We start from the raw sequence: 23,735 nt of genomic DNA, 5'->3' as shown, positions 1-23,735 counted from the left end.
ATGAGTAAGGTATTAAAAACCATTCAAATAAATACAGGAGAGCTTCAGGAAATTGAAAATTACCTACACAGAACAGAATTGGTTTTAAGTAGTAAGGTTTCTGATGAAAAAATAAAAGAAATTCAAAATACTTACTTACAAATTCATGACAAAAGGATAAGTCTTGAAGCAAAAGTAAAGGATGCAAATCTTGGCAATATAAATTTACAAATTGGGGTTGTCGGATCATTTAGTACAGGAAAATCATCTTTTCTGAATAGTCTTATAGGAGAGGATTTGTTAGGTACTGATTTAATGCCCACTACGGCTAAAATCACAAAACTTATTTATGGAAAAAGACTTAGACTATTTAAAGTCTTTAAAGATGAACAAATTGATGAAATAACCCTACCTGAATATAAAGAGTACAGTGTTCATGGCAGCATTGAAAACCAAAATTCAAGCGAAATAAAAAAAACATTATCTGACATAAAGTATTTTAAAGTTGAATATCCTAGCTTTTTTTTAGAAAGGTTTACCCTAATTGACACTCCAGGATTTTCCTCTACCAGTAAAGAAGATGATGAGTTAACAAAATCAATGATTCCTGAATTAGATGTTTTACTATGGCTTTTTGATGCCAACAAAACTGGAGATGCTGATGAAATGGAATTGATAAATGATTTAGGAAAGGACACCAAGATTATTGCAATAATAAATAAGATTGATTTAAAACCCCCTAGTGCCAGAGAGAAAATTTTATTAGATCTAAAATCGAGGTATCCCTTTGAGGAGGTTTTCCTATATTCTTCAAAAAAAGTCTTTGAAAGCACAAAGGGACAAAAAAAAATAAGAGAAACATGGTCTTCGTTGATAGAAGAAATATTATCAAATCAAGAGTCAAATTTTAAAGAGATTTCTATCAAATTTAAAGAGAATGAGCTATCTATCGGAGAAAATAATTTTGATATTAAAAATTTTAATCAAAATGGATTTCAACAATATCATTCTCTTCTTTCCATTCAACTTGAAAATTTGCGGTATGAACTTAGATCAATATTTGAATCACTTTACAATGATGAATTAGAAAACTTAATTTACAAAGCAAGAGAAAAAATAGAAACCCTTCTTAGGGATCAGAGTAATTTACTAAAGGATTATGAATCAGAACTCCATAGATTAAAAGAAAGTGAGGAAGAATTATTTAAAAATGTAGAAGAAATTCAACAAAGTGTTTTCGAAGTTTATTTCGGGAATGAATTTTATAGTAACCTTTTTTCAAAGTTTTTTGAATTTCACAATGAAAATGGCTGGTTTTCTAGCACCGACTCATTAAAAATAAAAAACATAGAAATAGAAGTTCTTGAAAAAGAACTTATTGAAAAATTTGAAATTTATTTAACTAGGATTTTTGAAAAATACTCTGACTTATTACAAAAACTATCAATAAAATCAGATTCAATATTATTTTCAGAGGAAAGCTACAGCTTTTACTATTTAAAAAATCTTTGTTATAATGTTTTGAGTCAAACCTCTATAACTATTGCAATAACAGCTGGTAATCAATATATTGACGAGATCTCAAATAGAGAAAACGTAAAAAAATCTATAATTGAAGATTTTTTTTACACTTCTCCTTTAGAGTTGGTCTCTAGACTGACACATTATTTTTTAAATGATGATTTTTATGGAGCATATTTTTATCAGATAAAAAAACATGAAGAATTTATTATGGAACTAACAGAAAACATTGAGTTAATTAAAAATCTAAAAAATTATGAATGATCTAAATATTTTTAAAGAATTCTTGGAGAAGAAGAATTCAATAAATAACAAATTAAACCATATGGTTAATTTGGGTTTTGCCCCTTCAACAGCGAATGGGAAAGAATACACAAAGGAGAAAATAAATGAAATTATCAAAGATTTAAATGATGAACATTTTACAATTAGCGTATGTGGTCAAATTAATGCTGGAAAATCAAGCCTTTTAAATTTTTTATTATTTGCTGAAAAAACAATTCTTCCTGCAGACGATACGCCTTGGACAGCTAAACTAAGCACTATTCGATACGGTGAAAAGACAGAAGCAGAAGTGACATATTATAGTAAATCAGAATGGGAAGAGTTAAAAAATTTAAAGTTAAAAGATGAAGACTCAGGAGAGTCAACCACCTACTTTGAGAAGTTTTTAAAAAAAGATGTTAATAACTCAGCTTTAAAAGGGATATATAAGGATAGCTTTATCCACCTTGAGAATAAAGTTGAGAATGGAATTTCTTTAAATGAATTAGAGAATTATGTAACGAAACCTGGTGTTTTTACTCCTTTTGTCAAATGTGTTGATATAAAGGTAAATAATGAATTATGTAAAGGAGTGGTTTTCGTGGATACTCCTGGGATAAATGATAGTAATGAACTAAGGTCGAAAGTTACAACTGATTGGATTAGTAAATCAAGTGCAGTCATTTACTTATTCTATACAGGACAACCTTTATCAAGTGCTGACTATGACTTCATTGATATACACTTAAGTTCTGTACCTTCTGATAAAATCATGTTTGTGATAACCAAAGCAGACACTTCAGGAGACTACCAAAGTGCTGTCAATTATGTAGAGCAATCAATCAAAAATGATCCTGAGCTTCAAAATAGAAAACTATTTTCAAATGGATCAAAAGTATATCCAATTTCTACCTATGCAGCACTGCTAAATTACAAAATTAAGGAGGGGATAGGCCTTACTGAAGATGAAGAATATCATTATGATAGGTTGAATGACTTAAACGGTGATTTTATAGAAAAAGAAGGGTACATACCAGATTTAATTAATGGGATTAAATCTCACTTAATGGAAGGAAAAGGTATTTCTATTTTAAACAAAGGAGAACAAATTATTGGTGATTTAGGAAAAACAAAGATTAATTCTATCAAAATTGCTTTAAATAAGAAGGAAGATTTTGAAAGAAATATCAGTAAAAGTAGTGAAGAGCTTGAAGAGAAAAAAAAGGAAATAGATGAGACATTAGCGGAAATTGACAAATTTCAGATTGCCTTTAAAGAAGAAAGAGATAACTTTAACACTAAACTTGAAACCAGTATTTTAAAGCATATTCGATCTATGCTTGATGAAGTTGAAAAGAATACAAAAAGGTCACTCGAATCTATTGAAGGCGCAAAAAATTCGAGAAAATATGTTGAATGGCAATATAAAGATCATTTAGAGAAAGGTTTTTTCGCTCTTCAAGAGCAACTATTTGAATTACGTATTGATAAAGAGGCGAATATCCTCTTAGAAAAATTTGAGGACGACCTGTCAAAAGTTTCCAAAATTTTAAAACCTGAAAAAATAAGATATTTCGTACCGAAATTAATTTCTGTACAAGAGTTAATAAAAGAATTTTCTTTTAGTTCCTTAAGTGATAAATCGTTATTAGAAAAAGGTGCAAAAGTAAATATTTTTAATATTAGAATGGATGGTTTTGACGGAACTATTTATAATGCTATTAAAAGCCTATCTAATAATATCAAAACGCAATTGATAGAAACTTTACCTGTCAAATTTTCAAATAAACTCAATGATTTTTTTGAAAAATATACCGAAGTGATCAATAAACATTTATATGAAATGAAAAAATCATATTCTGAAATAATTGAATTAGATGGCGAACATGTATCTGAAAGAAAAAAAATAATTGAGGAAATAAAATCATTGCATATCGAATTAGAAAAGTTTGAACATGAATTTAAAAAGATCACAACAAATGGATGAAAATGAAATAGTAATGAATTTAGCCATCGGAATTGCAATTGGGACAGTAGTGCTTGGAGGAATTTATTTATACAGAAAAAGTAAGCATTCAGAAAAAGTAGATTCCAAAAACAAAGATTTTTCTTCTGCTTCTTTTAGCAATGAAGGAAAAGAGAAAATCACTTTATATTTTGAAAAACTAAAAAATGAAGAAAAAAATTATTACAAAAGAAACTATTTGAATTTTTATTTTGACTTGAACCTTTCTGAAGATAAAGTTTCAAATACCAAAAGCGAAAGAATATCAGGTCCTTATGAATTAGGGTTATCTTTTGATGAATCCCAATTGGTTTATGGATACATTAAGAGTAACTTGTTAAAAGTATTAAAACCAAATAATGACCTTAGTAATTCTGAAGCCTTTATTTTAGCCCAAGATTACTATAGTTTTTTAGGTAAAAAAGAAGCTTTAGAGGAGGCTAGAATTGATTACGAATTAGATAAACTTTCTTATGAAAAATACCAAATGGTTTTTAAACAAATTGAAAGTGAATTAGAATTTTTGAAATCATAGTTTATAAATGAACCCCCTCCGCCCCTACATGCGAACCGAAATTGATAAAGTCTTCAACCTTGTGAAAGCTGCCATGCATCGAGAGGCCTTGAAAAGAGGCAATGGATGGGCACTTTATAAAGATTGCTACACTGGTCAAACAATGATTGGTGGGGATCCTTATGATTATGAACATATCTATGGTTCTGAATGGGTACATTCTACCTACAAGCATTTGCTGACTGATGAGCAGATCGCCAAAGTTGTCAACTGCCCTGAAAATGTCGCTGTAACCCTTCGATCCATCAATCAATCCAAAGGAAAAACAAATCCAGAAATCTGGTTTGCGATTTCAGGCAATCTCCAAAAACATGGTATTGATGGCAAGCTTGCCATGGAGAATATCAAAAATGCCAAAGCCGCTATTGAAAAAAATGTCAGGCTCTTGGTAAAAGGGTAAAAATCTTAGCTAATATCTACACTAAGAATCTACAGGTTTATCGTTTACTTTTAAATCTTCATTTTTTCCTGAATACTTTTTGTATTCAGGATTTTTTTTGAATCAAAGTCAACTTCTTGATTTCTCATTTTGTCCCAATTGAACCAAAACGAAAATATCCAAAAATTATAAAATTATCTTTTGTTAATATTTGCGATCCTACACTGAAAGTCTACTCTCCTATTTCTATCATATGCCTATCAGCTTTCTTGCACGCAGCCAAACAATAGATTGTCGGATGAACGATTCATGGTTCTGTTGACTGGGTACTGTGATTTACGCCACGGCGTAAAATTTGCTAACGAGTATCCGCAACTTACAAAGTTTCTTCTTACCTAACGTGCAACATTGCGGATATTCATATTCAAGTATTACAACTCTATTGAATATTTAGGAACTTCTAAGATTGACATTATTTATCTAGAGGATCGGTATGATGATGAAAAAGAATTCCTTATATAAAAAAGTAAAGCATAGCCGAAGCGCAGATATAACCTACCAAAAAACAAAGAAATATTGATCCTCCAAGAGCAAACTTTTTGTATTCAGGTAAATGCTTGTGGTGATATGATGGACTTAACTTTTTGATATACCTTTCTGGCATAATTGACAGAAATGCAAGTCCATAAATTGCTGTCAGCAAAACAAGTGAAAATAGTGTTTCCATAAGTAATTTCTAGGGCTGGACAAAGTTAATATTTATAGGGGAATGAAAAATAATTCTAAACATTAATTTCCGTAAAATTTACTGTTTACAAATCAATTCTTTTGCTGGTATGAATTCAATATTACTATTGTATGTCTATCCGCTTGATTGCACGTAGCCAATCAATAGAATGTTTGATAAATGATTAGAGGTTCTATTGACAGTTGACAGTTGTCTGTTGACGAGAATCCGCAACACATAGTGCCTCTTCTGAGCCAACGTGCAACATTGCGGATACTCATATACTATTGTAAGTATTTGTAATAAAATTCTGTTTTATAGGATTTACATTTCAGAATTTGACATCCGAGAAGATTCTCTTACAATCAATTCAGTTTTTAATTCAACTGTTTGAATACTTTCTACGTCTTGTTTTTTGATCATTTCCAAAAGCAGTTTAGTTGATTCTACTCCCATCTGAAATCCATGTTGCTCTACAGAACTCAATCGAGGAGAGACTACAGAAGAAAGCATCCAATTGCTAAAACCCATAATTCCAACTTCTTTTGGAATAGCATACCCATTTTCCTTGAGATAGCGCATGGATCCCAAAGCTACCAAATCAGTAATACAAAAAATCCCATTTGGTGGGTTCTCCCCTTCCATCAGCTCTTTTGTAAAATCATAACCTTCTTGTTCTGAAATTTTGATGCAGGTTTTGATCCAGTAATCATGGTTTTCTAGGCCTGCGACTTTTAATGCATTTTTGTATCCTTCACATCTTTCTGATGCATTTTTCACATCTTCACGACCTCTTATATGGGCAATTTTGGTAAACCCCTCCTCTATCAAATGCTTGACAGCTGCGGATGCGCCATCCTTATCATCCACAATTACTTTTGGTGTGGGAAGTTTTTCTGTGATCTTGTCAAATTGCACCACAGGTTTTCCTTTTTCTAAAAACTCCAAAATATGTTTCCCTTCATGGGTTTCATTGGAAATAGAAATCAACAAACCATCCACACTGCTATTGAGCATAGCTCGACTTGCCAAAACCTCGTCTTTAAGTATATCATTAGATTGAGAAACCATAAGATTATACCCTTGATTATTGGCCTCTGAAATTGCACCACTAATTACTGTTGAAAAAAAATGATGTACCAACTCTGGTACTATCAGACCTATATTGAATGTCCTATTTTTACGGAAATTTACCGCAAGTAAATTTGGAACATAGTTATTTGATTCTGCATAATCTTTGACCAGTTTGATAGTTTCTTGCGCAATATCAGGATGCTCTTTGAGCGCTCTTGAAACTGTCGAAACTGATATTCCTAACTCCCTTCCTATATCTTTTAATGTTAATTTCTTCTTTTCATTCATGGTACAAGTAAATATGGATTTATTGCATTTGCCCTTGTTCTTTTCTCAAACAATCAAATACGTCAAAAACCAATTAAATATATGTTTAAATCTAAAATTATTTAAAAAAAAGTTCAATTGCCTTTAGGTTAATTATGAGTTTTAGTAGAATCAGGTGATGTATTTTGATAAATCTAAAATTACAAAATATGATTTCTAATTAAAATGTACTTCCTGGTGGCATTACCGATTATCACAATATTATTAAGACAGGTTTTAAATAAATTTACCGCAAACGGTTGCACAATCCTTTGCGAAAATTTTGGCCTTGCGATATAATTATTTTTTCTTTTACTTTTCATATGTTTTTATTTCGCCCAATGAATTTTCACAAAAGGAACTTCTAGCGATCAACCAATTTACCCAAAATGAACACTGCATGAATAAAGATTTAATCAACAACCTTGATCTTTTGATTATGGTTGTCTATTTGATCGGAATGATCTTCTACGGACTCTATCATTCAAAAAGGCAAAACTCTGAGGATTATTTCCTTGCAGGTAGAAGCATGACTTGGCCGATTGTCGGCATTTCGTTATTTGCAGCCAATATTTCAAGTACCACATTGATCGGACTCGCTGGAGATGCTTACAGTACTGGTATTTCTGTTTACAATTATGAATGGATGGCAGCAGTCATCTTAGTATTTTTCAGCATCTTTTTTCTTCCTTTTTATCTAAGATCTGGCGTCTTTACCATGCCTGAATTTCTGGAAAGAAGGTATGACAGAAGGAGCAGATATTATTTTTCATTTATTACATTGGTTGGAAATATTTTGATAGAAACTGCCGCAGGGCTTTATGCAGGAAGTTTGATATTGAAATTGGTATTTCCAGATATAAGCATGACTGTGATTATTTTGATTTTGGCTTTTGCAGCAGCAGCATATACAATCCCTGGAGGACTTTCGTCTGTGGTACACACTGAAGTAGTCCAAGCTATACTCTTGTTTGCAGGTTCATTGATTTTGACTTATGTCACCTATCAGGCTGTGGGAGGTTGGGAAAATGTCATGGCAGTGACTCCTTCAGAAATGGTGAGTTTGATCCGACCTATGGATGACCCTTCTGTCCCATGGACAGGATTATTGTTTGGCGTTCCTTTATTGGGATTCTATTTTTGGGCAAACAATCAGTTTATGGTTCAAAGGGTTTTGACGGCAAAGGATCTGAATCACGGTAGATGGGGAGCGCTTTTTGCAGGATTGTTGAAATTGCCAGTTTTATTTTTCATGGTATTCCCCGGCACAATGGCTCGGGTACTTTACCCAAATTTGGAAAATCCTGACACCGTGTTCCCTACTTTGGTTTTTGATTTGTTGCCAGCAGGACTAGTAGGTTTATTGATGGCGGGTTTATTGGCAGCGATGTCATCAAGCATCAGTGCCACCTTAAATTCAGCATCTACTCTTATTACTATGGATTTTGTGAAGAATTTAAAACCTGGTTTGAACAGCAAGCATTTGGTCAGAGTGGGACAGTTTGCTACAGTAATCTTGGTATTATTGGCAGCAGCATGGACACCTCAGATTGAGAAATTTGACTCACTTTTCAAATACCTACAAATGGTAGTAGGTTTGATAGCTCCACCGGTTGTCGTTGTATTTATTTGGGGCATGTTTTGGAAAAAAGGTAATGCTGACGGATCGTTTTATAGTTTGATATCTGGTTTTTTGGTTGCTGTTGTGTTGATTATTTTAAAAGTATTTATGCCTGAAATTGGAATCAGTCAGTGGCATTTCTTACATACAGCACCATTACTGTTCGTATTCTGTTCAATGGTCTATGTGATAGCTAGTATCAACGGTACACCACCTAGTACAGAAGCTGTAGCAGATTATACTTGGAACAATAAGATTTACACTGATGAGACAGCCTCTCTTAAAGGCATGCCTTGGTACAAAAATTATAGAATCCTATCAATCTTTTTATTGATCATCACATTTATCATCGTATGGATATACAGATAGCAAATGAAAAAGCACTGGAATTAATTAGAAAATCTTCCCATAATAAAGGTTTCCTCGCATCGGCATTGAAGAAAGATAACTACCAAAGAGTATGGGCAAGAGACGGTGTGATTACTGGTATCGCTGCTTTGGCTTCTCGTGAAGAAGATTTGATTGCTACTTTCAGAGACACTTTGATCACCCTAGGAGATGCTATCAGTCCTCAAGGACATATTCCTTCAAATGTAAAGTTGACAACAAATGAAGTAAGTTTTGGCGGACTTGCAGGAAGAGCAGATACAGGAAGTTGGTGGATTATTGGACTTTGTCTATACTCCAAATATACTGGGGATAAAATGCTCCTAAATCGCTATAAGAAGAATATAGACAAAATCCACCAACTTTATCAAGCATGGGAATATAACAACAAAGACCTTATTTATGTACCTCTAGCTGGCGATTGGGCAGATGAATACATCTTAAGTGGTTATGTACTTTATGACCAAGTATTGCGCTACGCTGCTTTGAAATTATCGGGAGATTTACTTCAAAATCAACAATGGTCAGAAAAAGCAGAATTTGTAAAGCTGGCCATTCTTCAAAATTTTGACATTTCTGATAAATGGAAGCATGCAGGAATACATCAAACAGCAAAAAAAAACCTGCTGAGTAACTTTTCCAAAAAATCTTATCTACCTGCTTCTTTCAATCCAGCCGGATACCAAGATTACTTTGATGGTTTGGGAAATGCTTTGGCTATGATTTTCAAAATCCATCCAGATCCTCAAGCTTGTCTTTCTTGGGCTACAGATAGAAATACACCATTGATTCCGGCATTTTATCCAACCATCGACTCGGATAATCCTGATTTCAATCTATTGAAACAAAATTATCGATTTGAATTTAGGAATATACCCCATGAGTTTCATAATGGAGGTGTGTGGCCGATGGTGAATGGTTTTTGGGGGGTGGCAAACTATATTTCAGCAGGAAAAAAACCTGCTGAAGATATTTTGAATGAAATCATTACACTAAACAGCAAAGATAACTGGGGGTTCAATGAATGCTTTCATGGGCAAACATTGTCGCCATGCGGTGTGCATGCTTGCACTTGGAGCGCTGCGGGACAAATTATACTTAGTAACACAATTAGCAAAGGCTTTTACCTACTAGATTAAAAATGAATAAAGAAATCGACATCATCGTAGTTGGGGAACTTCTGGTGGACCTTATAGGGCATGAAGTCAGAGATGAAATTTTCAGAACCCATTCATTTAGAAGATTTCAAGGTGGAAGCCCGGCTAACCTTGGAGCAAATCTCAAAAGGCTAGGTAAAAATGTCCATCTGATCGCGAGTGTTGGCAAAGATGGCATGGGTGAATACTTGATCCATGAATTGAACAAACTTGGACTTTCTACCTCGGGTGTCAAAGAGCGAAAAGAATTTCCCACAAGCTTGGTTTTACTCTCCCGATCTCATGGTACACCTGATTTCATAGCATATAGGGAAGCTGATCATTTTATTTTTCCAGAAGATATTCCGGATGACTATCTTCACAAAACGAGGCTTTACCATACCACTTGTTTTGCCTTGAGCAAACAGCCAGCCCAATACTCAATCATCGAAGGAGCAAAAAGAGCTTATAAATTTGGTATTCAGTTAAGTATAGATTTAAATTATGCACCTACTATTTGGCCAGATCATGAAGAGGCTATTACGGTGATCAAAGAATATTGCTCTTTGTCTCCATTTGTGAAGGTCAGTCAGGATGACTGCAATCGAATATTTCAAAAAGAAATAGAAGAAACAAAAGCGATTGATATTTTTAAAAATTGGGGAGCAAAAATCATCTGTTTTACAAAAGGAAAAGAAGGTAGTCATCTTCGATTGGAAAACAATGAAAGTATTATCGTTCCTGCTGATGAGGTAAAAGTAGTCGGTGACGCCACGGGCGCGGGAGATGCATACTGGGCTGGATTTTTATCCGCATGGTTGGATGGAGATGATTGGGTTCAATGTGTGAAATTAGCCTCAAAAATGGCAGCCTACAAACTTTCAATAGATGGCCCACTTCCCCAAAAAGTTACTTTGAAATAGCTTTGATTTTGCTCAAAAAAGCTAACTTTGAGCAGATGAGCAAGATTAAAATGGCAATCGACATTAACTGTGATTTGGGTGAAGGTATGCCCAATGACTCTCTGTTGATGCCTTTTCTTGCGAGTTGTAATATTGCCTGTGGTGGACATTATGGAGATGCTTCAAGCATCAAGAGTTCCCTTCAGCTAGCAATGAAACATCATGTGAAAATAGGTGCCCATCCCTCCTATCCTGATGTCATGAACTTTGGTCGGGTGAAAATGGACCTGAAGGATACAGAGCTCATAAACTCGTTGACTTCCCAACTTGAAGTTTTCAAAAATGCTTGTAACTCTCTAGATTTGCATATCCATCACATCAAACCGCATGGAGCTCTTTACAACGAATTGGCAAGAGATGAAAGGCTCGCTATCCTATTTTTGAAATTGATGCAAGCAAATTTCCCTGATCAATTACTCTATTGCCCTCCCAAATCCATCATTTCACTTCTTGCACCAAAATTTGGAGTAAAAGTTGCCTTTGAAATCTTTGCAGACAGAAGTTATAAGGATGATTTGTCATTGGTTTCAAGAAATCACCCTATGGCACTTTTAACTAATGTAGATGATGTTTATGAACATGTGAAATCTATGATCCTCGATCAATCGATCAAAACAATCTCTGGAAAGAAAGTCAAAATAAAGGCTGACACACTTTGTATCCATGGAGACAATCCTAACGCATTGGAAATCTTAAAAATGATCAACTCCCAATTTTCTGCTTAAAACTATGGAAAAGCGCTTTTTTCAGATACAACCCAATGTTTTAGAAATCAACTGGCCAGAGGAAATTTCGGATGAAATCTTGCAGGATCAGTTGAGGTATAAAAATTACTTGGAGCAACATCATGGAGATTGTGTACTTGAAATTAGAATTGGTTTTAATTCACTTTCCGTATTGTTTGATCAAGACATAAAGAAAGAACAATGGTCGATCATTTGGAATGAATTAGAAAATTTGAAAACCGATATACAACACTTTGAACCAAAGGTTTTCAAAATCCCAGTTTGTTATCAAGGTGAATATGGTGTTGATATGGAAAATCTGGCTAAATCCAAAAAGCTATCCGTCTCAGAATTAGTAGAGTTACATTCTTCAAAGAAGTATAGACTGTTTTTTTATGGTTTTTTACCAGGATTTATGTACTTGGGTGGCTTGGATCCAAAGTTGCACAGCCCAAGAAAATCGACTCCTGACTTGATGATTCCAAAGGGTTCTGTAGCCATAGGAGGCCGACAAACGGGGATTTACTCAATGGACAGTCCAGGTGGTTGGCACGTAGTTGGGAGAACTCCTTTGACGCTATTCGATCCTCAAAAACCAATTCCAACCATCGCAAAACAAGGAGATTTTATTCAATTTTACCAAATTGATCAAGATGAGTTTAAGTCTATTTCCAACCAGCTCCTTGCGGGCAATTATGAATTGGAATATGCTTAAGACGACTGCATACATACATTTTCTCAAAGCTGGTGGTTTAAGTACTGTTCAAGATCAGGGAAGATTTGGTTTTGCGGAATATGGTGTGCCCTATTCAGGTGCTATGGATCAATTTTCTCTTATGCAAGGAAATGTCCTCTTAAGAAATCAAAAGGAAGCAGCTGCATTGGAAATTGGAATCTCTGGTCCTTCAATGGTTTTTGAAATGCCTACAAGAATCGTGTTTACAGGTGCTTTGGCAGAAATATTTCACAACGGTAAACCTATTCAACTTGGACAAATAGTAAATATAGCTTGTGATGATGAAATCAAAATTGGTAAATTCTTTCGAGGACAATGGCTTTACATGGCTTTGGAAGGAGGTTTGGAAACACCAATTTTCATGGAAAGTAGAAGTTGGTATCCAGGTATTAGTTCGCAATCACGGTTGAAAAAAGGAGATTCTATTTGTTACCTTTCAGAAGAAAAATACCATTCGGATCATTTTTCCCATCCAAAACTAGACGGCTCTTGGTTTAAAGGCAAGGAAATCGAGGTCTATAAAGGACCTGAATGGAAAGACTTGACTTTGGAACAACAAAGTTTGCTTATGAATTCTGAATTTAAAATTTCTCCTGTCTCAAATCGAATGGGAATTCAGTTGGAAGGGAATGTTTCCAATCAGCTTAAGGAGATTCTTACTTCACCAGTTTATCCAGGCACAGTACAACTCACTCCTTCAGGAAAACTGATTGTGTTGATGCGAGATGCACAAGTCACAGGTGGCTACCCCAGAGTTTTTCAACTTTCTGATCAAGCAATCAATATTATTTCACAGAAAAATTTTGGTGAAAAAGTAAAGTTTAGTATAATTTGATCCACAAATCCTTCCATGGTATATTTTCCCCATCGTCTTCCTGCCTCAACTGATTGGGGGATTCCTTACAGGTATTGTTAGACTTCGATTTGGTTTCTTTTATGGATTGCTATTTCATTCTGCATTTAATGGTATTCTCTCAATTTTAGAATATTACACTGAATCCTGATTAATTTTTCCAATAGCAAAAATATATTTCTATATTAAAGCTTTCATAAACCTAAAAACCGGAGCATGGATCCACAAATCAAAAATCAAATTTTAGAACAAGGCATGTCCTTGGAAGATGCACAAGTACAAATCAGTAATTTTCAAAGCGGATTCCCTTTTTTGCCTATTGTTTCAGCTGCAAAAATCGGAGATGGGATCAGGCAGTTGACTCCCGAAGAAATTTTCAATTACGGGCAAACTTATGGAGGAAAAGCCTCAAAAATTGAGATAGTGAAGTTTGTGCCAGCAAGTGGTGCAGCATCTAGAATGTTCAAAGATCTCTTTGCTTTCCTTGATGGAGATGGCGATTTGGAAAAAAGTCCATTTACGAAAAAGTTTATCGATCAAATCAACAAATTTGCATTTTACGGAGACCTTCAGGAAGTCCTGAAAAAAAAAGGCTCAAGTATTGAAAATGCGCTCGAATCAAAAAACTACAAGGAAATTGTTGCAGCTCTCTTGGATGAAGAAGGTTTGGGATATGGCGTATTGCCAAAAGGTCTTTTGAAATTCCATCAATATAAGGATCATAACAGAACCCCTACCTATGAGCATTTCATAGAAGGAATCATGTATGCTGTTGGAAAAGACAATACTGTAAGGCTGCATTTCACTGTATCTCCTGAACATGAATCAAAGTTCAAGGAAGAGGTTTCAAGAATTCAAAATCCTTTGGAAGAACAGTTTAAGGTAAAGTTTGAAATCAGCTATTCCCAACAAAAAAAATCAACTGATACGATCGCTGTGGATATGGACAACAATCCATTTGTAGAAGAAGATGGAACGATTCTATTTAGACCTGCTGGTCATGGAGCCCTTTTGGAAAACCTGAATGAAATAAATGGAGATCTGATTTTCATCAAAAATATTGATAACGTGGTTCCAGATAGATTAAAAGATGCTACAAAAAACTACAAGATAGCGATTGGTTCATTGCTTTTGGAAATTCAGGAAATTGTGTTCGAAGCTTTGGAAAAATTGGAAAATGACTATTCTGACCATAACATTGCATCAGGCGAATCCGCAATCATAGAAATTCTTGGAGGAAAACTTCCTGAAGACTACTCTAATTTTGATTCTAAAGAGAAAGGAAGATTTTTGTATCAAAAGCTCAATAGACCTATCAGGGTTTGTGGAATGGTAAAGAATACAGGCGAACCAGGTGGAGGTCCGTTTTGGGTACAAGATAAAAATGGCTCTTTATCATTGCAGATTGCAGAGACTGCACAGATTGACTTAGATGATTCCCTTCAAAAAGAAATCATGCAATCATCCACTCACTTTAATCCGGTCGACTTGGTTTGCGCTATCAAGGATTACAAAGGAAAGAAATTCAATCTACTTGAATTCAGGGATATGAAAACTGGATTTGTTACAGAAAAATCAAAAAGTGGCAGAACACTCAAAGCACAAGAGCTACCAGGTCTTTGGAATGGAGCAATGGCAGGTTGGAATACAATTTTCGTAGAAGTTCCCCTGATTACATTCAATCCAGTGAAAACGGTAAATGATCTATTAAGAGACGAACATCAGTAAAAAGTTGATAAATTCATGAACAGCAAGTCAATTAGTTCTAAAATAATAGACTTGCTGTTCATAGTTATTAGCGGATCAGTTATTGGTCAAGCAAATAACTTAAATAGTAAATTGCTTTCTTTACTTTAATTTGGGAAAAAAGCATAAAATATTAGATACCATTTTTTTTATAAATAATTTCATACGTATATTTGATATACAAAAATTAATTTTGTTTTCTAGTGAACCACAAGATATCCTAATTATAATTTTAGGAATTTCAATTTTTATTTGAATAATGAATCTTGATTATTAGTTGATTGTTTTGATCTGCTACTAATGTTTCATTTTGCAATTTTTGTGTTTAAACAATAACTAACATAATCCTTCCTAGGGATTTGTCTATATGCTTCAGACAGTGAAAGTTCAGGCACTGTAAGCTTCTGGTCCTCGAATCCCAGCTCGAGGTTATCGCTTTTCCAATCAATTTCGGTTCATCACAAAAGATGATTTTGGAATATTGCTTTTTGAGTGTTGCTCAAATATTTTCTTAAAATTCTAATACATCATATATGGATGTTAATTATGTAAATCAATTTTTGAAGGACATATTCAATTTTAGGATCAAAAATCCAAAATTGAAAATCAGTTCTACGTTTAAGAAGTCAGGAAGTCAGGATTTAGATGACTTTATTTCTGAAAACAAGCTTTCTGTCGAGGAAGTAATTTTTCTTCTTTTAACGATGATCCCATTTATCAACCCCAATTTTTTGATGACAGTATTCAAGGAATCTTATACTCAAAATTCAGATAATCCATTCATGGGCGGTGTAAAGGGAAAAAACCATCGAGGAATTCTTCCCAATGCAGAACTACTTTTATTTTTGCTTGCAGGTGAAGATTTTCAGGCGAGAATGGAGTACTTTAGGTTATTGGATGAAAGCCATTTATTTTTTAAGAAAAATATAATTTCTAACTCAAATTCATCAGCTGACGAGCCATATACTAGCGAAGTCATGTTGATGACAAAAGAGTATTTGGAGCTCTTCATTTTAGGCAAGAAATATAAACCTGTCTTAAGCAACAAGTTCCCTGCTCAGTTATTAGAGACTCGGCTTGAATGGTCTGATTTGGTGATCAGTAATACCACTTCGAATCAAATCAAGGAAATTCAGATTTGGCTAACTTACAATGATAAATTACTCAAAGACAAGTCCTTCGGAAAAAAAATCAAGCAAGGATATGTAGCCTTATTTTACGGACCATCTGGAACAGGCAAAACCCTTACCGCCTCCCTACTAGGCAGACATACAAGTAAGGATGTGTATAGAATTGATTTGTCTCAAGTAATCTCAAAGTATATTGGTGAAACGGAGAAAAACCTTTCTCTGCTATTTGATGAAGCAAAAGAGCGGGATTGGATTTTATTTTTTGATGAAGCTGATGCAATTTTTGGAAAAAGAACAAATGTAAAAGATGCACATGATAAATATGCAAACCAAGAAGTATCCTATCTATTACAAAAAATCGAAAGCCATAATGGCTTAGTTATCCTAGCATCGAATTATAAAGGAAATATTGATAGTGCATTTACAAGAAGATTCAATTCCATCATTGAATTCGAAATGCCTAAAGTTCCAGAAAGATTAAAGATCTGGCAAAAATCAATGCCTGAGGAACTGCCTTTTGAAAACGATGAGATTTTGGAGGAAGTGGCAAAAAAATATGAACTCAATGGAGCAAACATCATCAATATCGTGCATTACGCTGGACTACAGTCTTTGTCTCAAAAAGAAAAAGAAATCAAAACGAAGACCTTGATCAGCGGTATCAAAAGGGAATATAAAAAGGAAGGTAAAATCATCTAGTCAATAAAAACCATGCTATACGAAACAATCCATATTCTCTCATCTGACTTAAGCAATGCTTTTAGTGAAATGACTGAGCAATCAGGAATTGTAGATATAAACCATATCAGCCAACTCGATGCTGAAGGAAATGCTGACAAAGTGGTTGTCTCTCTTCTCCACATGATGCAAGAATCCACTTTGAAGAATATCCCAAATGTGGTTCCTGTGGGTACGAGGATGCAACAGATGAATAAGAAAGTCCCATTAAACCTATTTGTAATGTTCTGTAGCAATTTCACAGGGTATGACAATGCACTGAAGAACCTTTCTTTCATTATAGAATTCTTCCAATCAAAGAGAGTCTTTACAGATAAAAACACACATTTCAACAGAGATAGTGAAGAGTTAAGAAACCTTGGGGATTTCAAATTTACAGTAGAACTGTATAGCCCATCATTTGATGAATTGAATCAAATCTGGGGTACAATCGGTGGAAAGCAGATTCTTTCTGCGATCTATAAAGTGAGCGTATTGCAGCTTGAGATGAGAAAGCCTCAATCTCAATCTGGAATTGTCAGAGATATAATATTGAAAACAAAATAGATCTTAAGCAATATGTTTACATATCGAACGATTTTTGACTTTCATATTTTCCACGATTACTTTCTGAACAAAGGTCAATCAAGTTACATTGATGCCACTGAAGACGAGAAATCCAAAAGGTTGCAGCAGTATGATTTCAGTTCTTTTTTGACTTTAAAACCTACTTCTCAGACAGCAAAAATGATTATCAATCACAGACTGATTACCAAGCAGTCCATGTCCAATTATACAATAATTGGAAAAGTTGATGAAGATCATAATTCACTTATTGAGATTGCACCAACTGAATTTTTCCAATTTTATCTTATCCTGAATGACGCTGAATTTTTAAACTATACCTCACTTTCTTTGGACAATCAGAATTATTTGATGCTCACAAATCATCCTCTTTTGGAATATTTGCCAGAATTGGCAACTCTAGATGATAATCCTATCAGTGACCTTCACTTAGTAAGTAAAGAAATACTAATCAACAATTTAAAAGAAGGAAAAATACTCCCCAATAAATGTATTGGAGTTATCTCAATAGCAAGCAAATCAATTTATGATCAACTGAGTCTCTTAGAAGGTGATGGCAAACTCAGACCAAGCCAAAATTTCACCATACGTTTTCGAAATAGAGCTACTTTCTGGAAATATATCCTAAAGTCCGGAGCTGAATTGACCACAGTTCAATCTTTGCCGCTCACGAAAAATGGCTTCATACCAATCACAGAAGAGCATTTAGTGGATTTTGATGATTATGAGGTGGAGTTTCCAAACCCTAATAATTCAAAAATAACCTTAGAAGGCAACCAAGCATTTTCAGAAATATTTATCAACATTTAAAAAACCAATAGTCTATGGCAAGTACGTATAAAACCCCAGGTGTCTATGTGCGGGAAATTTCAAAATTTCCTCCATCCGTGGCACAAGTAGAAACGGCTATTCCTGCATTTATAGGATATACCGAAAAGGCAAAAAAGGTCAATAATGATGATTTATTGAACAAACCTACCCGGATCACTTCTGTGCTCGACTATGTTACCTATTTCGGTGGAGCTCCAGAAGTAAACGTAAATTCGATAGATCTGAATGCCACAAATGAAGTAGCTACGGTCGATATTGAAGATAATTATTACATGTATGAAGCCCTCAGACTTTTTTATGCAAATGGTGGCGGTCCGTGCTATATCGTCTCTGTAGGAAAATATGGAGATGCTATAGTGAATGGAGATGGAGTAAATAGCCCTGGACTTCTAAGAGGTTTGGCTGCTATCAAGAAACAAGACGAACCCACAATACTTCTATCTCCTGATGCTGCCATGATGGATCAAGGAGACATGAATGCATTGCACACGGCCATGCTAAGGCAATGTAACGACCTTCAAGACAGAGTATGCATTTTTGATTTGAAAGAAAATTCAGGAGATGACTACCCTGTGATCGTGGAGAATTTCAGAAATGGTATTGGAATGAATTTTCTAAAATATGGTGCTGCGTATACTCCATGGGTAAAAGCAAAATTGCCAAGGGAAATTTCTTACAGAAACATCAAGGGAAGCATTACCTCCGGAGGGTCATTAGTGTCACTTGAAGGTTTGATTCAAGATACAAATGCAAAGCAAATAGCCAATAACCTAGACAATCTGATAGATGACCTTGATGAAATTGAAAATTCTATAAGTGTAATCAAAACAGCAAATTTCTCCTCTTTGGATGCAAGACATGAAAGATTGGGGGCTACTTTGCGAGCGACACCTTCCAGGGCTAATCTCCAAAACTTGTTGAATTTCTATCTTCAAGTGATTGATATGATCAGAGATACCATAGAAGTAGGTGATCTCGAAAATATTACCATAAGAAACAATTCAGGTCAAGGGAATTTGTTTGATTACTTGGTTTCCGAGCTAGAGGAATCTGAAGATAGTGGATCTATTCATCACATTGTTTCTGAAATCAGAAAAATGATTTTTGATAGTACTCCAGCAGATGCTACATTGGCACAAACAGTGGTGGTAAGTTCTGCTTCTGGTTTAGACTTAAGTGCAGATGATACTTCATCAGTTTCCTATTTTGGAATTGGTGATACAGATGCCGAAAGAATCATGCCTCATGTAAACTCTACAATTGGTTTTTGGCCAGTCTTAAGATCATCAGTTGATTTAATTACCAGCACTGCCAAAAACATGATCAGTACTACTGAAGGTTCAGCGGTAAATGCTATTCCTGCATTAAAAAATATTTTTGTCGCTGTTTCCAAAGAATATTTAACACTTCCTCCAAGTGCTGCCATTGCTGGTGTCTATGCAACAGTAGATAGCGAAAGAGGTGTATGGAAAGCTCCTGCAAATGTATCTCTTAACAGCGTAGCTGATGTAACTACATTGATAGACAGACAAATTCAAGATGGATTAAATGTAGATACAGTAGCTGGGAAATCCATCAATGCCATTCGCCCATTTACTGGAAAAGGAATTATGGTGTGGGGTGCCCGTACACTTGCAGGCAATGACAATGAATGGAGATATGTGCCTGTAAGGAGGTTTTTTAATATGGCTGAAGAATCCATCAAAAAAGCAACTGAGCAATTCGTATTCGAACCAAATGATGCAAACACTTGGGTGAAAGTCCGTGCAATGATCGAAAATTTCCTTACTCTTCAATGGAGGGCTGGAGCACTTGCGGGAGCTACGCCTGACGATGCATTTTATGTCAAAATCGGTCTTGGCCAGACGATGACTTCTATGGATGTCCTCAACGGTTACATGATCGTCGAAATAGGAATGGCTGTTGTCAGGCCAGCTGAATTCATCGTTTTGAATTTCTCCCACAAAATGCAGGAATCATAATCATTAAATTCATTTAAACATAATTCAAATGAGCTATCCTTTATCCAAGTTTCATTTCTCTGTAGAATGGGGTGGAACAAAAATAGGCTTTACAGAAGTCTCAGGTCTAGATTTAGAAACAGAAGTCATTGAGTACAGACATGGCGCCAGCAAAGAATATGGCAAAATAAAAATGCCAGGGTTGAAAAAAGAAGCCAACATCACCTTAAAAAGAGGAACTTTTGCTTCTGACAATGAATATTTTGCTTGGTATAAAACTATCTCCATGAACAAAGTAGAGCGACGTGATATCACGATTTCGCTACTCAATGAGGAACATGAACCTGTAGTAGTTTGGCAAGTGAAAAATGCCTGGCCTACAAAAATCCAATCCACCGATTTGAAAGCTGATGGCAACGAAGTCGCAATCGAATCCATGGAATTGGTACATGAAGGACTTACCATCAACAACGAATAATCATGACCTACTACCCTCCTGTCAGCTTTCATTTCAATGTAGAATTTTCGGGTATTACTGCCCAAGAATTTGATATGCAGTTTCAGTCAGTTTCTGGGCTGACAGCAGAACTTGATGTAGAAGAACTAGCAGAAGGAGGTGAAAATAGGTTCAAGCATACTTTACCTGTCAAAAGCAAGTATTCAAATCTCGTCCTAAAGCGGGGAATTGTCATTGATTCCAAACTTATAGATTGGTGCAAAAAAGCTATTGAAGATTTTGAATTCAAACCTATTGATTTGACAATCAAACTTCTCAATGAAAATCACGAGCCACTTTTAAGTTGGTCTGTTGCCAATGCAATCCCTGTCAAATGGGAAGTTGATGAATTCAATGCGATGGAAAGTAAAGTAATGATGGAGTCCTTGGAACTCAAGTATAATTATTTCAAAGTGATCAAGTAGTGTATGCCTATAGAAATCAGAGAACTACACATCAAAATCAATGTGTCTCCTGAAAAAGAAAAGCCAAAATCAAAAGGAGCCAACTCTAATGGAGAAATGGTTCAGGAAGTAGTAGAAGCTGTTTTGGAAACTTTAGAACGTAAAAAAGAAAGGTGATGGTAAATTCTGGTTCATTAAAAAAAATGTTCATCAAAGCTTTTAGCGATGAGGAATTCAAAAATGAAGTTCCAGATGGAACCTATACAGCACTTGTCAATCCTGAAAGTTACTCTTTCAATTATACTACGGTACAAAATGAAGATCAAGCTCCAGGAACAAGCAGCACACCTCCGAGGTTTAACAAAATCCTTCCCCAAGAGCTGACATTTGAGTTTCTTTTCGACAGAACTGGCGCCATCAAAGACAGTCCAGCCGATCCCAATGGCATAATCGATGACATTGAGCATTTCAAGAAAGTCACATTCGATTATCAAGGTGATCAGCATCGGCCAAACTACCTGAAGATTGCCTGGGGTTCTTTGCTTTTCAAAGGTGTATTAAGCAGTCTGGATATCAACTTCAAGCTGTTCAGGGCAGATGGAACACCGCTAAGAGCAACAGCTAGTCTTGCAGTAACTGGTTTTGTAGAGGACAATTTGAGAGTGGCTTTGGAAAATAATCAGTCTCCAGACTTGACCCATTTCAGAGAGGTCAAGCACGGAGATACACTGCCCTTGATGACAAATCGAATCTATGGAGACTCCAAGTACTATTTGGAAGTAGCTAAAGCGAATAGGATCTATGATTTTAGAGGTCTGAAAGTTGGAACACAAATCTATTTTCCACCAATAGAAAAGTTAAGTAAATGAGTAATTCCGAAACCATCAATACAAGTAGAAGTGCAGATTTGGTTACAGTCACTGTTGCTATCGATGGAACAGAACTGTCGAGTGTATTTCAGCTGCTGAATGTCACTGTCCACAAAGAGGTCAATAGAATTCCGATGGCGAAGCTTATATTTTCTGATGGTGATCCCGCTATGAGGGATTTTGAATTGAGCAATATGCAGGAAATGATGCCTGGAAAACAGATTGAAATTTCCGCTGGATACCACAAAGATGAAGCTGTAATATTCAAAGGCATCATCATCAAGCATCAGATCAAAGTCAAGGGAACATCCTCGTTATTGATTGTAGAATGCAAAGACCAAGCAGTCAAATTGACTGTAGGCAAAAAGTCCAAGACATTTCATGACATGAGCGATAGCGATGCTATCGAAGCTATACTTTCCAATTATTCTTTGACTTCTGAAGTTGCCTCAACAAATTTTTCGAATAAAAAATTGGTGCAATACGACAGTACGGATTGGGATTTTCTAGTATCAAGAGCTCAAGCTTGTGGAAAATTGTGTTTTGTGTCTGATGGAGAGATCAAAGTGTCTGCTCCTGATGTGGATGCAGATATAATCCAAAAGGTAACCTATGGAGCAAACATTCTTGATTTTGATGCAGAAATGGATGCTAGAAATCAATTTAAAAAAATCACTGCACAAACTTGGGATGGTCCTAGACAAGAAATTATTGAAGTAGAAAAAGAGCTTGAAAACCTTTCCCTTCATGGAAATTTCAGCAATTCAGACTTGGCAAATGTCATAGGTTTGGAAAAACTCGAATTAAAAAATGGTGGAAATATTCCTGACGAACTTTTGCAAGATTGGACTGAAGCCACCATGCTTTATCAATCCCTTTCAAAAGTAAGGGGAAGAGTGAAATTCCAAGGAATTCCAGATGTCCTTCCAAACACCTGCATAGAACTCGAAGGTTTGGGAGAAAGATTTTCTGGAAAAGCGTGGGTTTCTGGTGTTTTCCATCAAATTAATGATGGCAACTGGACTGTTGATGTACAGTTTGGATTGAATCCAGAATGGTTTTCAGAGACCTATCCAATCCATTCATCGCCAGCTTCTTCCCTACTTCCGGCTGTCAAAGGCTTGCAAATTGGCTTAGTAAGCCAGTTGGAAGATCCCGATGGAGAAGATAAGATTTTAGTCAAAATACCCATTATCAACGCTGAAGATGAAGGTGTTTGGTGTAGAGTTTCTTCCCTAGATGCAGGTGAAAGCAGAGGTGTATTCTTCAGGCCTGAAATTGGTGACGAGGTGGTTGTTGGCTTTTTGAATGAAGATCCAAACCAACCAATTGTATTAGGAGGATTGCATAGCAGTGCCAAACCAGCCCCCATAACTGCAAATGATGATAATCACGAGAAAGGAATTATAACTCGGAGTGAGTTGAAAATTACTTTCAATGATGAAACCAAGGCAATCACGATAGAAAGTCCAGGAGGAAAAAAAATTATACTGGATGAAGATGCCCAAAATATATCCATTGAAGATGAAAACAACAACCAAATCATCTTAGACGCGGATGGAATTCAGATCATATCAGGTAAAGACCTTCAAATCAAAGCGTCAGGAGACATAAATATCGAAGGGACGAATGTGACAGGCAAAGCAAGTGCACAACTCACAGTCGAAGGCAGCGGCGGTGCTGAAATCAGTAGCAGTGCCTCAACAGTAGTCAAAGGAAGTATTGTTCAAATCAATTAAACAAGATT

The 23,735-nt window shown here is 35.4% G+C and carries 22 protein-coding genes; 20 read left to right on the top strand and 2 right to left on the bottom strand.

Features of this window, described 5'->3' with window-relative positions; translation table 11 throughout:
• From MM236_RS14470 to MM236_RS14455, 4 genes are read left to right on the top strand one after another with little or no spacing between them, the layout of a single operon-like run.
• Positions 1–1,764 (top strand): dynamin family protein, encoded by a 1,764-nt coding sequence (locus MM236_RS14470; protein ID WP_241275707.1) that lies wholly within the window; start codon positions 1–3, stop codon positions 1,762–1,764.
• Positions 1,757–3,751, top strand: a complete 1,995-nt coding sequence (locus tag MM236_RS14465; RefSeq protein ID WP_241275706.1) for a dynamin family protein — start codon at positions 1,757–1,759, stop codon at positions 3,749–3,751. The genes MM236_RS14470 and MM236_RS14465 overlap by 8 nt, the downstream gene beginning before the upstream one ends.
• Entirely contained in the window at positions 3,720–4,304 is a 585-nt protein-coding gene (locus tag MM236_RS14460) for a hypothetical protein (protein ID WP_241275705.1), read from the top strand. The genes MM236_RS14465 and MM236_RS14460 overlap by 32 nt, the downstream gene beginning before the upstream one ends.
• A gap of 28 nt (positions 4,305–4,332) precedes the next feature.
• Positions 4,333–4,743 carry an HNH/ENDO VII family nuclease gene (locus MM236_RS14455; RefSeq protein WP_241275704.1) on the top strand — a complete coding sequence of 137 codons (411 nt, stop codon included), beginning with the start codon at positions 4,333–4,335 and terminating at the stop codon, positions 4,741–4,743.
• Positions 4,744–5,236: 493 nt separating this feature from the next.
• Here MM236_RS14455 and MM236_RS14450 read toward each other — a convergent pair whose 3' ends face one another.
• Positions 5,237–5,449: a hypothetical protein gene (locus MM236_RS14450; RefSeq protein WP_241275703.1), complete on the bottom strand. Its 213-nt coding sequence runs from the start codon at positions 5,447–5,449 to the stop codon at positions 5,237–5,239.
• A gap of 324 nt (positions 5,450–5,773) precedes the next feature.
• Positions 5,774–6,811: a LacI family DNA-binding transcriptional regulator gene (locus MM236_RS14445; RefSeq protein WP_241275702.1), complete on the bottom strand. Its 1,038-nt coding sequence runs from the start codon at positions 6,809–6,811 to the stop codon at positions 5,774–5,776.
• A 418-nt stretch (positions 6,812–7,229) separates the two neighbouring features.
• On the opposite strand from MM236_RS14445, the gene MM236_RS14440 reads away from it, so the two are divergent.
• The 16 genes from MM236_RS14440 (at position 7,230) to vgrG (ending at position 23,727) form a co-directional block, all read left to right on the top strand.
• Entirely contained in the window at positions 7,230–8,819 is a 1,590-nt protein-coding gene (locus tag MM236_RS14440) for a sodium:solute symporter (protein WP_241275701.1), read from the top strand.
• Entirely contained in the window at positions 8,804–9,976 is a 1,173-nt protein-coding gene (locus tag MM236_RS14435) for a glycoside hydrolase 100 family protein (RefSeq protein ID WP_241275700.1), read from the top strand. The genes MM236_RS14440 and MM236_RS14435 overlap by 16 nt, the downstream gene beginning before the upstream one ends.
• A gap of 2 nt (positions 9,977–9,978) precedes the next feature.
• Positions 9,979–10,896 (top strand): carbohydrate kinase family protein, encoded by a 918-nt coding sequence (locus MM236_RS14430; RefSeq protein ID WP_241275699.1) that lies wholly within the window; start codon positions 9,979–9,981, stop codon positions 10,894–10,896.
• A 35-nt stretch (positions 10,897–10,931) separates the two neighbouring features.
• On the top strand, positions 10,932–11,660 hold the full coding sequence (gene pxpA / locus MM236_RS14425) for a 5-oxoprolinase subunit PxpA (protein WP_241275698.1): 729 nt from the start codon (positions 10,932–10,934) through the stop codon (positions 11,658–11,660).
• A 4-nt stretch (positions 11,661–11,664) separates the two neighbouring features.
• Positions 11,665–12,375: a 5-oxoprolinase subunit PxpB gene (pxpB, locus tag MM236_RS14420; RefSeq protein ID WP_241275697.1), complete on the top strand. Its 711-nt coding sequence runs from the start codon at positions 11,665–11,667 to the stop codon at positions 12,373–12,375.
• On the top strand, positions 12,368–13,231 hold the full coding sequence (locus MM236_RS14415) for a 5-oxoprolinase subunit C family protein (protein WP_241275696.1): 864 nt from the start codon (positions 12,368–12,370) through the stop codon (positions 13,229–13,231). The genes pxpB and MM236_RS14415 overlap by 8 nt, the downstream gene beginning before the upstream one ends.
• A gap of 234 nt (positions 13,232–13,465) precedes the next feature.
• Positions 13,466–14,977: a DUF4301 family protein gene (locus MM236_RS14410; protein WP_241275695.1), complete on the top strand. Its 1,512-nt coding sequence runs from the start codon at positions 13,466–13,468 to the stop codon at positions 14,975–14,977.
• A gap of 551 nt (positions 14,978–15,528) precedes the next feature.
• Positions 15,529–16,824, top strand: a complete 1,296-nt coding sequence (locus MM236_RS14405; protein ID WP_241275694.1) for an ATP-binding protein — start codon at positions 15,529–15,531, stop codon at positions 16,822–16,824.
• A gap of 12 nt (positions 16,825–16,836) precedes the next feature.
• A complete protein-coding gene (locus tag MM236_RS14400) occupies positions 16,837–17,409 on the top strand; it encodes a Pvc16 family protein (protein WP_241275693.1) in 573 nt (190 codons plus the stop codon).
• A 12-nt stretch (positions 17,410–17,421) separates the two neighbouring features.
• Positions 17,422–18,237: a hypothetical protein gene (locus MM236_RS14395; RefSeq protein ID WP_241275692.1), complete on the top strand. Its 816-nt coding sequence runs from the start codon at positions 17,422–17,424 to the stop codon at positions 18,235–18,237.
• Between the two features lie 14 nt (positions 18,238–18,251).
• Positions 18,252–20,240: a phage tail sheath family protein gene (locus tag MM236_RS14390; protein ID WP_241275691.1), complete on the top strand. Its 1,989-nt coding sequence runs from the start codon at positions 18,252–18,254 to the stop codon at positions 20,238–20,240.
• A gap of 28 nt (positions 20,241–20,268) precedes the next feature.
• Positions 20,269–20,697 carry a phage tail protein gene (locus MM236_RS14385; RefSeq protein ID WP_241275690.1) on the top strand — a complete coding sequence of 143 codons (429 nt, stop codon included), beginning with the start codon at positions 20,269–20,271 and terminating at the stop codon, positions 20,695–20,697.
• 2 nt (positions 20,698–20,699) lie between these two features.
• Positions 20,700–21,140, top strand: a complete 441-nt coding sequence (locus MM236_RS14380; RefSeq protein ID WP_241275689.1) for a phage tail protein — start codon at positions 20,700–20,702, stop codon at positions 21,138–21,140.
• Positions 21,141–21,143: 3 nt separating this feature from the next.
• Positions 21,144–21,296 carry a DUF5908 family protein gene (locus MM236_RS14375; protein ID WP_241275688.1) on the top strand — a complete coding sequence of 51 codons (153 nt, stop codon included), beginning with the start codon at positions 21,144–21,146 and terminating at the stop codon, positions 21,294–21,296.
• Between the two features lie 26 nt (positions 21,297–21,322).
• Entirely contained in the window at positions 21,323–21,988 is a 666-nt protein-coding gene (locus MM236_RS14370) for a CIS tube protein (protein WP_241275687.1), read from the top strand.
• Complete coding sequence (gene vgrG, locus MM236_RS14365; RefSeq protein WP_241275686.1) at positions 21,985–23,727, top strand: type VI secretion system tip protein VgrG; 1,743 nt, start codon at positions 21,985–21,987, stop codon at positions 23,725–23,727. The genes MM236_RS14370 and vgrG overlap by 4 nt, the downstream gene beginning before the upstream one ends.
• Positions 23,728–23,735 lie beyond the last annotated feature (8 nt).

Origin of the sequence: Belliella calami, from assembly GCF_022549695.1 — a bacterium.
In the GTDB taxonomy this organism is placed as follows: domain Bacteria; phylum Bacteroidota; class Bacteroidia; order Cytophagales; family Cyclobacteriaceae; genus Belliella; species Belliella calami.
The sequence above is the reverse complement of the archived record's forward strand: the minus strand, read 5'-3'. Positions and strand labels throughout refer to the sequence as shown.